We start from the raw sequence: 15,611 nt of genomic DNA on the forward strand, positions 1-15,611 counted from the left end.
CTGTCGCCGTGAATTGCCCTTGGTTTCGTGATGGACTAGGAACCCTTTGGACCAAGGACGTCAAGGACAGGCCGGATGCTCACCCTCTTTCGCTGGCTGATGCGGATTACCGCCGGGCTGCTTTTGCTTGCGGGCCTTGCCGTTCTGATCGGCTACTGGTTCCTGTCGCGCTCGCTGGTGGATTACAACGAGGGCTTCACCCTTGAGGGCATCTCGGCCCCGGTCGAGGTGGTCAGGAATAATGACTCGGTGCCGCATATCTTCGGCAAGAACGATCATGACACCTATTTCGCACTTGGCTTTGCCCATGCCCAGGACCGGCTCTGGCAGATGACCATGCTGCGCCGCACGGCCCAGGGCCGCCTGTCGGAAATTTTCGGCGAGCGGACACTGGCAGTCGATGAGCTGATCCGGCGCTACGATCTCTACGGCCTCGCGTTGGAATCGGTGAAGGCGCAGGATCCCGAGACGCTGGCGGTGCTTGAGGCCTATTCGGCCGGGGTGAACGCCTGGATCAATGAAGTGAACACGGGCGCGCGCGGGCGTGGCGCGCCGGAATTCTGGTTTTTTGCCCCCGAGATCGCCGCCTGGGCGCCGGCCGATTCCATCGCGATCCTGAAGCTGATGGCGCTGCAACTGACCGGTATGGGGCAAAGCGAAGTCCTGCGCGCCCGCGCATCCCTGGTGCTGTCACCCGAACGGCTGGCCGATATCCTGCCGGAAGATCCGACCAAAGGCATCACCTCGCCCAGCTACGCGAGCCTTATCCCCGGCGTGCAGCCAGGCGACAAGCCTGTCGATTTCGCGCTCGGGCCATTGTCGCCTCTGGTGGAGCCGGCGCTTTCGGGCGCATCGAACGCCTGGGCTGCGATGGCGGGACGTTCGGCTGCGGGCGGAGCGCTTCTGGCCAATGATCCGCATCTGGGCTTTACCGCGCCGACGATCTGGTATCTGGCGCGGCTGGAATTGCAAAAAGGCGGCGTGATCGGCGCGACGATCCCCGGCATTCCGGTGGTAATGATCGGGCGCAGCGAAGAACTCGGCTGGGGCCTGACAACGGCCTATCTTGATGACCAGGACATCGTCATCGAAAAGCTGAACCCGGACAACCAGGAAGAATATCTGCTCCCCGATGGCACATATGAGCGCTTTATCACCCGCCAGAGCGTGGTGCGGGTCAAGGACGGCGCGCCGATCACGCTGACCCTGCGCTGGTCGAGAAATGGCCCGGTGCTTTCGGGCAAGCAATATGACCTGCAATCGGTAACACCCACCGGCCATGTCGCGGTAATGTCCTGGACCGCGCTTTCCCCGGCAGATACCTCGATGACGGCCGCCGTGCGGCTGATGTCGGCCAATACGGTCGCGGATGCGATCGAGGCCGGGCGGCTCTATGTCGCACCGGCGCAGAACCTGATGCTCGCGGGAAAAGACGGCATTGCGATGCAGCTGATCGGCGCCATGCCGATCCGTGACGCGGCCCATCCGAGCCAGGGTCGGATGCCGTCCCCCGGCTGGGTCGAAGCCACCGGCTTCAAGGGGATCTTCCCCTACGAGGAAAATCCGCGCTTCGTGAACCCGCCCGAGGGCATTCTGGGGAACACCAATAATAAGACGGTCGACCGCCCCTTCCCCAATCATGTCAGCTTTACCTGGGGCGATACGCAGCGCATCCAGGCCTGGCTCGCGCTGATCCGCACCCGCGAGGTCCATACCCGCGAAAGCTTTATGGAAGCGCAGCTCGATACGATGAACCCGACGGCGCGGCTGTTGCTGCCGCTGATCGGGGCGGATCTGTGGTTCACCGGCGGGGCGGCGGAAACGGGCACGGCAGAGGAATTCCGCCAGCGCGCGCTCAAGCTGCTGGCGGCCTGGAATGGCGAGATGAGCGAACATGCGCCCGAACCGCTGATCGCCGAAGCCTGGCTCAGGGTGTTGATGGATCGGCTGATCCGCGATGAGCTCGGGCCGCTTGCGCAGAATTTCCGCCGCATCGACCCGGTCTTCCTCGAACGCGTCTATCGCAATATCGATGGTGCGGCGGTCTGGTGTGATGTCGTTCAATCGGCGCCGGTCGAGACCTGCACCGATATGGCGCGGATGGCGCTGGACGAGGCGCTGATCGAGCTGAGCGAGACCTATGGGCGCAATATCGAAAGCTGGCGATGGGGCGATGCGCATCAGGCGACGCATGACCATCCGGTGCTGGGAAATATTCCCTTTGTCAGGTGGTTCGTGAATATCCGCCAGTCGACATCCGGCGGCGATGACACGCTGATGCGCGGTGTGACCAAGGGATCGGGGCCGGAACCCTATCTGAACGTCCATGGCGCCGGCTATCGTGGGGTCTATGATTTCGCCGACCCTGACAGCTCGATCTTCATCACGGCAACCGGACAGTCGGGGCACCCGCTGTCGCGCCATTATGACGATCTGGGCGAATTGTGGCGGCGCGGCGAATATATCCCGATGTCGCTGGACCCGGACCTCGCCCATGCGGCGGCGGCGGGGGTGATGCTGCTGACCCCGGCCTCTGCGGCGGAATGAGGCACCGATCCCTCGCCGGACAACTGATCCGGCGGGGCATAATTCGGGCAGGCGGAAGGGGCGCGGCGCGCCTCAGCGCGGGTGTGGCGCAAGGATCCAGAGCACGAAGGCGGCGGTCAGCGCGGCGATCATCGTGAACATGCCGGTGCTGTAAAACAGCGCGAAGCCGTCCCCCCAGCCGAAGGTGCCGCCGCTTACAGCCGTAAAGAATGTGCCGAGGCGATTACCGCCCCAGGCCCAGGCGGCGAGAAAGCCAAGGCTCATCAGGACGCGTCCGCCAAAGACGGTGAGCGCAACAACCGGCAGAACCGGCAGGGCCGCGATCAGGCATTCAAGCACGAGCCCGCCCGCCGTCAGCGGCAGGCCGGGCGTTTGCGGCAGTCCCTGCCCCGAACCGATCAGGCCCCGCGCCGCGCCAGAGGTCAGGATCATGAAATGCAGGCCGGTCGCGAGGGCCGTGCCGATGAGGCCCGCCGCGAGGGCCCGTCCGAGCCTGGTCAGAGCCGTGCCCATTCCTGCGCCTGCCTTTCGGTCCATTGCACTGTGATCTGCCAGCCTTCATCGGTCTGATCCTCGCGGACCACGACACCGGTCTGATGCAGCCAGGCGCGTTTGCGGCCCTCGCTGAAGCCAAGCGCCAGCGCTTCCTCGCGGCGCTCGGCCTCGAAACTGGCGGAAATGGCGGTCAGAAGATCGGGAACCCCCTCACCTGTGAGCGCCGAGATCACGAATGTATCGGGGCGGGTCGCAGCCTGGGCCGCAAGCGCCTCACGGGCGCTCGGATCGACGAGATCGAGCTTGTTCCAGATCTCGAATTTCGGCGTCTCTGGCGGCACGCCAAGCGAGGTCAGGATCTCTTCGACATCGGCGGCCTGTTCGGCGGTTTCGGGATGCGAGATGTCGCGGACATGCAGGATCAGATCGGCAGAGAGCACCTCCTCCAGCGTGGCGCGGAAGGCGGCAACCAGCTGTGTCGGCAGATCCGAGATGAAACCCACCGTATCCGAGAGGATCACACGGCGGCTGCCGCCAAGGGCTCCGGGGATCTCCAGCGCGCGCATCGTCGGGTCGAGCGTGGCGAAAAGCATGTCTTTCGCCAGCACTTCGGCCCCGGTCACCCGATTGAACAAGGTCGATTTGCCAGCATTGGTATAGCCGACCAGCGCCACGATCGGGAACGGCACCTTGGCGCGGGCGGCGCGGTGCAATTCACGGGTACGGACGACCTTTTCCAGCTGACGCCGCAGCCGGATCGCCTGTTCGTCAATCGCGCGGCGGTCATTTTCGCGCTGCGTTTCGCCCGGGCCACCGACAAAGCCGAAGCCACCGCGCTGGCGTTCCAGATGGGTCCAGGCGCGCACGAGGCGGGTGCGCTGATAGTTCAGCGCCGCCAGTTCCACCTGCAACACACCTTCGCGGGTGCGGGCGCGGTCGGCGAAAATCTCGAGAATCAGCGAGGTCCGGTCAAGGAGCTTGACCTTCCAGTCGCGTTCAAGATTGCGTTGCTGCACCGGCGTCACCGGCCCGTCAATAAAGACAAGGCCGATCTTTTCCGCCTTCAGCCTTTCGCCGATTTCTTCGACCTTGCCGGGACCGAACAGCGTTGCGGGCACGGTTTTCGAGACCTTGACCACCTGGGACCAGGCCACATCCATATTCGGAAGGGCTGCGGCCAGGCTGACGGCCTCGGCCAGACCATGTTCGGGAAGACGGCGGGTCTGGCGGCTGCGGATATCGGGATGCAAAACAACTGCCCGCGTCTTTTCAGTCGCGGTCAGTTGCCATTTGCTCCGCTCTGCCCGCAGCGCGGACAGGTCGGAGAACAGATCATCATCGTCCGTCAGAGCGGAAGATCCCGGCGCGTCCTGATATTCGGGCCCGTCTGAATTCTCAGAGGGATCGGATGCGGGATCGGAGGGCTTATTGCTCAATCTTCGCCTTCATAAAGATTGATGGGCGCACCGGGCATGATGGTCGAAATCGCGTGTTTATACACGAGTTGCGATTGACCGTCGCGCCGCAGCAGCACGCAGAAATTGTCGAACCAGGTGATCACACCCTGGAGTTTGACCCCGTTGATCAGGAAGATCGTCACCGGAACCTTTGCCTTGCGGACATGGTTCAGGAAGGCGTCCTGGAGGTTCTGTTTATCGCCAGCCATTGTTTGTTTTGCCTTGCGCCTGGGCCCGCTTCACTTGCGGGTTTGAGAAATCCGGTGAGGCCGGCGGAACACCCGCATCAAGCCCACCTCGCCCGGATGCGGAAAAACCGACCGGGTTGCGCGAATAATAGGAATGTTGCGCATGGTTTCCAGAGAGGAAATGCAGAATCTCCACCTGGTTGTGACCTGTGAGCGTCAGACTGTTGCGTAAAAGCCCATCAAAGCCACGACTTCTCAGCGCCCCGCCTTGCCCGACCAGGGGGCCGACCAGCCTCCCGACCAGTTGCCCGGTGCGATCAGCGCGATCAGCGCCAGCGTCTCGACACGGCCAAGCACCATGGTCAAAGCAAGAATCACCTTCACCGGGGCAGACAGCGCCGCCCAGGACAGGGGCTCGGCCCCGGCAAGCCAGGCAAGCTGACCGGTCGTGGTCAGCGCCGAAAGGCAGAAGATCAGCGCTTCGGTGAACCGCAGCCCGAACAGGGTCAGCGCGGCAGTGATCAGCGCGACAGATATCGCGAAAAGCATAAAGAAAATCCAGGCGAACCAGGCGCCGCGCCCGGCAAGCCTGCGCACCTCGGCACCGATCCCGATGGAATGGGGGTGAATGATGCGCTCGAGCTCGCGTTTGCCCTGAAGGCCAAGCGCCCAGACCCGCAAAAGCGTCACCCCCCCGGCGGTCGTCGCCACGCCGCCGCCGATGATCGCAAGCCCCATCAGCATCAGCCCCGGCGACCCCATCCCCGCCCAGTTGCGCGCCGAACTCCACCAGACGCTTTCATAGCCGGTGGTGGTCAGGAACGAGGCGGCGGTAAAGAGAGACCCCCAGAAGGCGCGGATCAGCGCGGCCAGGCTTTCCTCGCCGCCCGCCCCGGCATCCGCCACCAGATGGCGGAGCAGCAGAACGACGACCACAAGCGAAATCAGGATCAGGCCGAGCCGGATCTCGGGGTCCTGGCGCAGCGATCCGTGCACCTGGCCCGGCAGGTTGAACGGCATCAGATGCCGGCTGAGCGCCAGCAGGAAGAAAAAGAAGATCAGCACCTCGCCCGCGAGGCCGGAATACAGGACCGCCTGTCCCGTTCCCGCCGAAATGCCGCTGGTCGACAGGGTTCCCATCGCATGGGTCAGCGCGATCAGCCCGTTTTCGCCCGCGATCAGCAACATGATCCACAGCGCGAAGGTCAGCCCGGCATAGACCGGCAGGATCGCTGAAGACGCGCGGGTCAGCCGCTCACGCGGATCGGTCAACCCGCCGCCGCGCCCGATCAGCTGGCTCTTTTGCCCCGGAAGCTGCCCCGAGATCACTTCGGCCCCGCCGAGGTTCAGAGGTGCGAGCACTGCCCAGGCCGCGATCAGCACGAAATAGCCGCCCAGCCAGCCCGCCATCCCCCGCCACAGATGGACAGAAGCCGGCAGCCGGTCGGGCGCATAACCCGTGGCGCCGGTGGTGGTGAAAGACGAGATCATCTCGAACCACAGATTGAGCAGCGTGGTGTCGCGGATCAACGGAAGCAAAGGCAGCGCGAAAGCAAAGGGCAAAATCGCATAGGTTCCGGCCAGTGCCGCCAGCTGGCTATGGGCGGAATGGCGGCGCTTTGGGTCGCGGGTCACCATGGCCAGCATCACCGTCAGCACGACGAGGATCAGCCCGGAATAGAAAAAGCTCTGCGCGGTGCGGTGATCGCTCAGGCTTGCGGCATGGGCCGCCGGGATCCAGCACAGGACCCCGACCACGCCCAGAGCCAGCACCAGAAGCGGCACATCCCATAACAGCGGGCGTCTGCCACCCCGCGGGAGCCCTGCCAGCGGCCGCATCAGAAGAAATCAATCGAGACCTGGAACAGGCGCTCGACCTCGGGAACATCTTTCACCAGGGCAAAGACCGCGACCACGTCACCCGGCTCGATCCTGGTATCGGGTTCGGGTTTCAGCATCCGGTCGCCCTTCATCACGCCGCCGACCAGCACGCCTTCGGGGAATGCGATATCGCGGATCATCTTGCCCGAGATCGGCGAGGTCGACATGACCTGAGCCTCGATCATCTCGGCCTCGCCATCGCCCAGCGAATAGACGGCGCGGACGCGGCCATGACGGATATGGCGCAGGATCGACGAGACCGTCGTCGCGCGCGGGTTGATCCAGGCGTCAAGATCCAGCGCCGCCATCAGAGGCGCCATGGTCGGGTCATTCACCAGCGCGATGGTCAGCGGGCAGCCCGCCTGTTTGGCGCGAACCGAGACCAGAAGATTGGTCTTGTCATCATCTGTGACCACCAGAACGGCATCGGCCCGGTCCACCCCTGCCTCGGCCAGCAGATCCATATCCATCCCGTCACCATTCAGCACGATGGTGCGCGACAGCTGATCGGCAGCGGCCTCGGCGATCTGGCGGTTCTTCTCGATCATCCGAACCCGGACCCGATCCGACCGCGCCTCCAGCGCCCGCGCGACCGTCAGCCCGACATTGCCGCCACCGATAATGACGATGCTATCCTGTTTATGCTCACGCTTGCCGAAAATCCCGAGGCTGCGGCTGACATCTTCGGTGTGGACGAAAAGATAGATCTGATCGTCTTCCAGCAGCTGATCTTCGGGATGTGGCGCAAAAAGCTTTTCATTGCGGCGTACCCCCACCACGATCGCCCGGAGCGAGGGGAAGAGATCATTGAGCTGCCTGAGCGGCGTGTTCAGGACCGGGCATTCCGGCCCAAGGCGGATCCCCAGCAGATGCGCGCGCCCCGACATAAAGACCTCGGTGTCAAAGGTCTCGGGCGCGGCAAGCCGTTGCAGCGCGGCCTCGGCCACCTCAAGCTCCGGGCTGATGATCACGTCAATCGCCAGCCGGTCGGTGTTGTAGAGATCGGAATAGCCGGTCTCGAGGTAATTCTGCGCCCGAATCCGCGCGATGCGGCGGGTGACGTTAAAGGCCGAAGCGGCGATCTGACAGGTGACCATATTCACCTCGTCGGAATAGGTCGCGGCGATCACCATATCGGCGTCACGGGCGCCGGCTTTTTCCAGAATGTCAGGATGGCTTGCAAAACCCACCACGCCCTGAACATCCAGAACTTCGGTCGCGCGGCGGATCAGATCGGCATTGGTGTCGACGATGGTGACATCGTTCTTTTCACCGGCCAGCTGGCGCGCAATCTGCCAGCCGACCTGGCCGGCGCCGCAGATGATGACCTTCATAGGGTTCTCCTCTGGCCTCGCCCGCCGTCATTCTTCCTGTTTCGCAAAGCCCTGGCGAAAGGTCAATTCCCCCGCCGGCAATGGCGCCCGGGCCGTGCTCAGCCCGCCTCGCCCTCCTGGAATTCGTCGTCGAAATAGGCGCTGCGGGTGCCGGATTTCGACGAGGTCACCACGCCGAGGCTTTTCAGCTTCCGGTGCAGCGCCGAACGCTCCATGCCGACGAAATTCGCCGTCCGCGAGATATTGCCGCCGAAGCGGTTGATCTGGGTCAGAAGATATTCGCGTTCGAAAAGCTCGCGCGCCTCGCGCAGCGGCAGCGTCGCCACCGCGCCGCCCAGCACCATCGTCTCACCGGCACCGCTGGCCCCTTCGGCCCCGGGCAGCTCACGCGCCTCGATCTCGTCGGTGCCCTCTCCGAGGATCAGTACACGTTCGATCATATTCCGCAGCTGACGGATATTGCCCGGCCAGGACATGGTCTGCAGCATCGCCTCGGCATCCGGGCTGATCGGGCGCAAAGGCAGGCCCTGGCTGCGATGGAACCAGGCCACGAAATGGCGGGCGAGTTCGGGAATGTCATCGCGACGGTCGGCCAGCGAAGGCACCGGAATCGGCACCACGTTAAGGCGGTCAAACAGCTCCTGGCGGAAACGCCCGGCGCGGATTTCCCCCGGCAGATCGCGGGAGGTCGAGGATATGACCCGCAGATCGACCCGCACCTTGTCGCTGCCGCCGGCGCGGTTGAATTGCTGCTCGGTCAGCACGCGAAGGATCTTTGACTGCGTGCCAGTCGGCATGTCGCCGACCTCGTCAAAATAGACCACACCGCCATGCGCCTGTTCCAGAAGACCCGGCTCGATGCCGCGTTCCGGCGTCTCGCGCCCGAAAAGCACCTCCTCCATCCGCTCCGGCTCGATGGTCGCCGAAGACACGGTGATGAAGGGCGCGGAGGCGCGGTTCGAATTCAGATGGATATAGCGCGCCGCCAGTTCCTTGCCCGATCCCGGCTGCCCGGTCAGCATCACGCGGCCATTCGATTTCGTCACCTTGTCGAGCTGGGCACGCAGCCCTTTGAACGCGGGGCTCGACCCGATCATCTCGGTCGAGGTCACATCGCGGCGCTTGAGCTCGCTGTTCTCACGGCGGAGCCTTGATGTCTCCATCGCACGTGCAACAACCAGTACCAACTGATCGATATTAAAGGGTTTTTCGATGAAATCGTAAGCACCCTGTTTGATCGCCGCGACCGCAATCTCGATATTGCCGTGACCCGAGATAATGATCACCGGTACATCCGGGTTATCGCGTTTGACGGTTTTAAGAATGTCGATCCCATCCATCCGGCTGTCTTTCAGCCAGATGTCGAGCACCATAAGATCGGGCGCCTCTGAATTGATTTCGTTGATACAATCCTCGGAATTCCCGGCGAGGCGTATCGCGTAACCTTCGTCTTTCAGGATATCGCCGATCAGTTCGCGAATGTCCTTTTCGTCATCGACGATCAGAATGCTCATCTCAGCCTCCATTCCCGTTCCCGGGCCCGTTGCCAGGGGCAAAAGCCACCCCGTTACGGGAGTTGTTATCCGTTTTCTCAGCCGCAGCAGTGCCTTGCGGTGCCATGTTACGTCCCATCCTGCGCCGGTTCAGACGCGGGAGCCTGATCTCGGCCATGGCGCCGGTATGGGTCTCTCCCTCGAAGACCGGCGCATCGGTGAGGGTCAGCGTGCCGCCATGTTCCTCGATGATCTTGCGCACGATCGGCAGGCCAAGGCCCGTCCCCTTGGCGCGCGTCGTGACATAGGGCTCAAACAGCCGCGCCCGGTCTTCCGGCAGGCCAGTGCCATTGTCCATGATGCGGATTACGCTTTCCGCCTCATCCCTGACAAGGGTAACGCGGATCTGCGGACGGTATCCTTCGCCTGCCCCATTTTCAATATGGGATTCAGTAGCTTCTCCGGCGTTCTTGATCAGATTTGTCAGGGCCTGGCTGATCATGGTCGCGTCCAGATCCATCAGGAGCTGGCCATCCGGGATCCCGGCAGTGAAAGCAACGCCCGGCTGACCCGCACGCTGCAAGGTCACTGCATCACGCAGGATTGCCAGCAGATCGGTCTCGCGCCGGTCCGGTTCAGGCATACGGGCGAATTTGGAAAACTCATCAACAATGCGGCGCAAGTCATTGGTTTGCCGAACAATAACATCCGTCAGGCTCGCCAGTTCCTCGACATCCTGCACCTGTTTCGAGAATTTGCGCTTCACCCGTTCCGCCGAAAGCTGAATGGGCGTCAGCGGGTTCTTGATCTCATGCGCGATGCGGCGCGCGACATCGCCCCAGGCCGCCATACGCTGCGCCGAGACAAGGTCGGTCACATCGTCAAAGGCCACCACATAGCCTTCGGCCTCGCCACTGTCCGAGCGCCGTTCGCCCATTCTGACCAGCAGGCTCTCGATCTGACCGCGCCGGGTAACGCGGATTTCCTCCTGCGCAACCTGGCCGGAACTGGCCTGGAGCGTTTCGAACAAGCCGGCGAATTCGGGCACGATCTCGTCCAGACGCCGGTCTTCCACCTCATCGCCCAGATCCAGCACCCGCAAAGCCGCGCGGTTGATGAAATCCACCCGCCCGTCACCGCCAAGGCCAATCACTCCCGCCGTCACATTCGACAGCACGGAATCGAACATCCGCCGGCGTTCCTCGGTCTCGGCATGGCTGGCCTCAAGCGCAAGCCGCTGGCCCTTCAGCTGCCGGGTCATGCGGTTGAAGATGCGCCCCAGCATGGCGATCTCGTCATCGCCCTGTTCTTCGGTCACCTGCACGTCAAGATCGCCTTCGCCGACCCTCTGCGCAGCGCCGGTCAGCCGCCCCACCGGGCGCGACAGCCGTTCGGCGAACCACAGGCCCAGCCAGATCGCAGCAAGAATCAGGATCAGCGCAAAGCCCAGATAGATGAAACCGAAATTCAGCAAAAGCTTGCCGCGATCCGCTTCCAGCTGGTTGTAAAGCTTCACGGTCTCGGTCGTCTCGTCCAGCAATGACAGGAGCCGCCCGTCCACTGCGCGCGAGACATAGAGATAGCGGTCAGCATAGGCCGGCAGCCGCACCAGCGCGCGGAATTCATTATTCTGCCAGTCGCGGATCAGCACGACACCACCGGCCTGGCTCTTTTGCAGATCCTCAGAAGAAATGACTTCAAAGTCAAAGAGATAAGAGCTTTCACCCCGCGTCTTCAGCTGACCTGTGCCATCGACCAGATAGGCTTCTTTGAGCCCGCGCTGGATCTGTTCCTGCCCCTTGGCCAAAAGCGGACGCAGCTGGTCATCGCGCAGCATCACGCTTTGTTCGCGCGCGGCATTCAGATAGACCGCCAGCGCTATCGCATCCTGCGCAAGGCTCGCGCTTTGTTCCCCCTCATAGGCCTGGGCCGCCGCAAGCGATGCGCCCACCACCGAACGGACGCGCTCTGAAAACCAGCCCTCCAGGCCAAGATTGACCGAAAGCACCGCGAAGACCGCGACGAGGATGGTCGGCACCAGCGCCATGCCGGCGAAAACGGCGGTCAGCCGCATATGCAGGTTCGACCCGGCCGAACGGCGGCGACGATCGGCCACCATTCGCATCACCCGCGCCAGCACCAGCGCCGCGATCAGCAGCACATAGACCAGGTCGGCAAGCAGGATCAGCCGCAAAGCCGGCGAGTTGCCGCTGTGGTTCATCGGCCCGAGCAGGAGGAAGGTCGCGACCACCAGCACCGGCCCAAGGAAGACCAGCCCCAGAGTGAAGGCAGTCTGAATCCGCCGCTGCCGGCGCAGGCGCGAAACCCTTTGCCAGACATCGCGCTTCACAACCCGACCGGATTCAAATCCCGCCATCACCTTCAACATCTTGTGGACAGGCCCTTGTGCGACCCGTCTGCCACGCTTGATGTTGCGGTTTTACATCAGCTTGCGGCGCCGTGTCACGCGAATATCCAGATCGGTGATCTTCTTGCGCAAAGTATTGCGGTTTATCCCGAGCAAATCGGCACATCTTGCCTGGTTGCCGCCGGTCGCATCCAGCGCGATTTCGATCAGCGGCATCTCCACTTCACGCAGGATACGCTGGTAAACGCCGGGGGGGGGCAGCTGTCCGCCATGCAGATCGAAGTAGCGTTTCAGGTGGCGCATCACGGTGGCGGAAAGTTTCTCACCCTCCATCACGCCTCGGCTCGGCTCCGCCACCGGGAGTTGACCCAGCACCGCCGCCACCTCGGCCCGGTTGATTTCGGCATCGGAGGCGGTGACCAGCAGGCGGCGAATCGCATTTTCCAGCTGACGCACATTGCCCGGCCAGGCATGGTTGCGGATCAGTTCGCGCGCGTCGGGGGCCAGCTGGCGGGTGGTGCCGAAATCGCGCTCGCCCTTCGCGAGGAAATGTTCGGCCAGCAGCGGGATGTCCTCGACGCGCTCGCGCAAGGAAGGCACATGCAGCGTCACACCGCCGAGCCGGTAGTAAAGATCCTGGCGAAAACTTCCAGTCTCCATCCGCCCGGCCAGATCGACCTGGCTTGTCGCCATGATCCGGGGGGCCTTGCCGGCCATAGAATCGTCCCCGAGCATATCGAGGAGCCGCACCACCCGCGCCTGGGCATCCTCGTTGAAATCCCCGATCTCATCGAAAACGACCGAGCCGCCACGCGCTTTCGCGATCAGCGAAGACGGGCCTTCGACCCCTTGCAGATCGCTTGCGGTCGCGGTGACGAAGGGCAGCGTCCGGCGGTCCGAGAAATCATGGATCGCGCGCGCGAGCAGGCTTTTTCCGGTGCCCGATTCGCCGGAGATCAGCGCCGGAATATCGGTATTCATCACCCGCGCCACCAGCCGGTACAGCGCCTGCATCGCGGGCGTGCGCCCGACCAGCGGCAGTTCTTCGGCGGGTTCGCGGACTGGCTGTGCGACCGGGGCGGCGCGGCGTTTTTGCTCCAGCGCGCGGGCCGAGCGCTTCATCAGATCGGGCAGATCGAAAGGTTTCGGCAGATAGTCGAACGCTTCGGCTTCGGCGGCCTGAATCGCGGTCATGATGGTGTTTTGCGCGCTTATCACGATCACCGGCAGGCCGGGCCGCATACGCGCGATGCGCGGCAGTGCATCCAGCCCGTTGCCATCCGGCATGATCACATCCGAGATCACCAGATCCCCCTTGCCCTCTTCCACCCACCGCATCAGCGTCATCAGGCTGGAGGTCGCATGCACCTTGCAGCCCGCCCGGGTCAGCGCCTGGGTCAGAACCGTGCGGATCGTGCGGTCGTCATCCGCGACCAGAACCGTTCCATCCATGGGTTACACCTCTTTCCTTGGTTCTTTGGGCACCATCGGCAGCGAGAGACGGAACACCGTCCGCCCCGGAACGGAATCGACCGAAATCCAGCCCTCATGGTCGGCGATGATTTTCGAGACCAGCGCGAGGCCCAGCCCGGTGCCGTTCTCGCGCCCCGAAACGAAGGGGTCGAAAACCTCGGCCGCGATATCGGGTGGCAGGCCGGGACCATCGTCAATCACCTCGACATTCAGCGGCAGCGCCGCCTGGCTGCCATCCTTACGGCGCATCCTGAGGCTCAGGTCATAAAATGTGCGCAGCCGGATGGTGCCGCCCTTGCGCCCTGCAGCTTCGGCGGCGTTTTTGATCAGGTTCAGAAAGACCTGCATCAGCTGATCGGGATCGGCCCAGGTCGGCGGCAGCGAGGGGTCGTAATCTTCCTGGATCACCATATGCGAGGCAAAACCCACAAGCCCCGAACGCCGCGCCCGGTCGAGCGCGTCATGGATGTTCACAGCGCGGCGTTCCGGCGGCCGCAGATTGCCGAATTGTTCGACCTGCTCCAGCAGTTTGACAATACGCCGGGTCTCTTCCACGATCAGATCGGTCATCTCGCGATCTTCCGGCGTCAGCGACATCGACAAAAGCTGTGCCGCGCCCGCGATGCCCGCGAGCGGGTTCTTAATCTCATGCGCCAGCATCTCGGCCATGCCGATCGCCGATTTCGCCGCCGTTTTCGAAGCCCCCGCGCGCCCCAGCCGGACGGCAATCTCGCGCGGCGAAAACATCAGCATCAGATGGTCCGGCTGGTCCTGCATCGGCGCGATATGGACCGAACATTGCACCGGCGGGCGGTCTCCGCTGGTCACATCGGCATTGTTGATCTTCATCGGCGCCTGATTGGCGCGGGCGCGGGCGAAGGCTTCCTCCATCGGCGCGTCGATCATGATGCGGTCCAGCACCGGCTGACCGGACAGGGATTTTGCCGAGGCGTTCAGAAAGCTCTCCGCCGCCGGATTGGCCTCGCGGATCAGGCCATCCGGCCCGACCAGCAGGGCCGGCAGCGGCAATGACGCCCAGACCACACCGGGAACCGGCCAGGGAGAGCGATAGCTGCTCATGCGGCCTCCTCGGTCTCGCTGAAGGCACGCAGGATCAGGTCGCGGACCAGAGCGGGGTCGGTTGCCGTCAGCACCGCCTCGCGGGCATGGTCCATCCCGGCCTCTTCCAGATACCAGCCAAGATGCTTCCTCGCGCAGCGCAGCCCCAGTTCGCGCCCGTAGAAACCAAGCATCTCATCGTAATGCCGGACGATCATCTCGCCCCGCGCCGGCCCTTCGGGGATCACCGGCGCGGGCGTGCCGTAAAGCGCATGGGCGATCTCGGCCAGTCGCCAGGGCGCGCCCTGGGCGCCGCGCCCGACCATGACGCCATCCGCCCCCGACTGCGCCAGCGCCTCGGCCGCGGTGGCCGCATCAATAATGTCGCCATTCGCGATCACCGGGATCGTCACCGCCTCTTTCACCCGCCGGATCGCGGCCCAGTCGGCCTGGCCTTTGTAAAACTGGCAGCGGGTGCGGCCATGGATCACCACCATCTTCACCCCCGCCTGTTCGGCGCGGGCCGCCAGGTCGGGCGCATTCAGCAGATGTTCATCCCAGCCCAGCCGGGTCTTGAGCGTCACCGGCACTTTCACCGCGCCGACCACCGCCTCGATCAGCCCGACCGCAAGGTCGAGATCTTTCAGCAGCGCCGAACCACAGAGCCCCGTCGTCACCCGTTTCGACGGGCAGCCCATATTGATGTCGATGATCTCAGCGCCCTGCCCCTCGCACCACCTGGCGGCCTCGGCCATCAATGCGGGCTCGCGCCCCGCCAGCTGGACCGAAGTGATATTCTCGCCAAAACCCAGCTCTGCCCGCGCGCGCGCTTCGGGGCGGTTCCTGAGCACCTCATCCGAGGCGACCATTTCCGACACCACAAGCCCCGCGCCAAATGACCCTACAAGCCGCCGGTTCGGCAGATCAGTGATCCCCGCAAGCGGCGCCAGAAACACCGGCGGGTAAAGGCTGAACGGCCCGATATCCACTGCAGCAGGCCTCGCTGCGACAGGTGCCGCAGCCATATCCCTTTGCGAAGGACCGTTTTCCAAAGTGCCAGGGGTCAAAGCCAAGGTCGGGTTCCTTTTGTCTTTGGGAAAGTGCTATTTGCCGTTCGGCATAGTTCCAAGGCAGATGCCCGGATAATTCGCGGGCAGACCTGCACCGGAACGAGAGCCTGCACAATAATTAATCACACTTGCCCGCATTTTGGGCAGGGACACGCAGATTGCCAGCATCCTTTCCCTGGCCTAAAACCGCCGCAACAGCCCCAGTCCGAACCAGGCAAAAATTCTGTGACCCAGCCCCAGATTGTT

11 protein-coding genes are annotated in these 15,611 nt (G+C 63.4%); 1 reads left to right on the top strand and 10 read right to left on the bottom strand.

Translation table 11 applies throughout. From position 1 onward, the window contains the following. Positions 1-75: 75 nt before the first annotated feature. Positions 76-2,547, top strand: a complete 2,472-nt coding sequence (locus tag BLW25_RS07790; RefSeq protein WP_092897906.1) for a penicillin acylase family protein — start codon at positions 76-78, stop codon at positions 2,545-2,547. 72 nt (positions 2,548-2,619) lie between these two features. On the opposite strand, the gene BLW25_RS07795 is transcribed toward BLW25_RS07790, so the two are convergent. From BLW25_RS07795 to dusB, 10 genes are all read right to left on the bottom strand, one after another. Next, a complete protein-coding gene (locus BLW25_RS07795) occupies positions 2,620-3,060 on the bottom strand; it encodes a hypothetical protein (RefSeq protein ID WP_092897908.1) in 441 nt (146 codons plus the stop codon). Next, positions 3,045-4,478: a GTPase HflX gene (gene hflX, locus BLW25_RS07800; RefSeq protein WP_394328428.1), complete on the bottom strand. Its 1,434-nt coding sequence runs from the start codon at positions 4,476-4,478 to the stop codon at positions 3,045-3,047. The genes BLW25_RS07795 and hflX overlap by 16 nt, the downstream gene beginning before the upstream one ends. Further along, complete coding sequence (gene hfq, locus BLW25_RS07805; protein ID WP_023664101.1) at positions 4,475-4,708, bottom strand: RNA chaperone Hfq; 234 nt, start codon at positions 4,706-4,708, stop codon at positions 4,475-4,477. Before hfq ends, hflX begins: the two co-directional genes overlap by 4 nt. Before the next feature lie 234 nt (positions 4,709-4,942). Then, positions 4,943-6,526, bottom strand: coding sequence for a potassium transporter TrkG (locus tag BLW25_RS07810; RefSeq protein WP_143040470.1), 1,584 nt, complete (start codon positions 6,524-6,526; stop codon positions 4,943-4,945). Next, complete coding sequence (trkA, locus tag BLW25_RS07815) at positions 6,526-7,902, bottom strand: Trk system potassium transporter TrkA (RefSeq protein WP_092897910.1); 1,377 nt, start codon at positions 7,900-7,902, stop codon at positions 6,526-6,528. The genes BLW25_RS07810 and trkA overlap by 1 nt, the downstream gene beginning before the upstream one ends. Positions 7,903-8,000: 98 nt before the next feature. Next, positions 8,001-9,416, bottom strand: a complete 1,416-nt coding sequence (locus BLW25_RS07820; RefSeq protein ID WP_092901727.1) for a nitrogen assimilation response regulator NtrX — start codon at positions 9,414-9,416, stop codon at positions 8,001-8,003. Position 9,417: 1 nt separating this feature from the next. Beyond that, complete coding sequence (locus BLW25_RS07825; RefSeq protein ID WP_092901730.1) at positions 9,418-11,772, bottom strand: sensor histidine kinase NtrY-like; 2,355 nt, start codon at positions 11,770-11,772, stop codon at positions 9,418-9,420. Between the two features lie 63 nt (positions 11,773-11,835). Then, positions 11,836-13,215: a response regulator gene (locus tag BLW25_RS07830; protein WP_092897912.1), complete on the bottom strand. Its 1,380-nt coding sequence runs from the start codon at positions 13,213-13,215 to the stop codon at positions 11,836-11,838. 3 nt (positions 13,216-13,218) lie between these two features. After that, complete coding sequence (locus BLW25_RS07835; RefSeq protein ID WP_092897914.1) at positions 13,219-14,316, bottom strand: two-component system sensor histidine kinase NtrB; 1,098 nt, start codon at positions 14,314-14,316, stop codon at positions 13,219-13,221. Further along, positions 14,313-15,320 carry a tRNA dihydrouridine synthase DusB gene (gene dusB / locus BLW25_RS07840; RefSeq protein WP_092897916.1) on the bottom strand — a complete coding sequence of 336 codons (1,008 nt, stop codon included), beginning with the start codon at positions 15,318-15,320 and terminating at the stop codon, positions 14,313-14,315. Before dusB ends, BLW25_RS07835 begins: the two co-directional genes overlap by 4 nt. Between the last annotated feature and the right edge of the window lie 291 nt (positions 15,321-15,611).

This window comes from Rhodobacter sp. 24-YEA-8, from assembly GCF_900105075.1.
Taxonomy (GTDB): Bacteria; Pseudomonadota; Alphaproteobacteria; order Rhodobacterales; family Rhodobacteraceae; genus Pseudogemmobacter.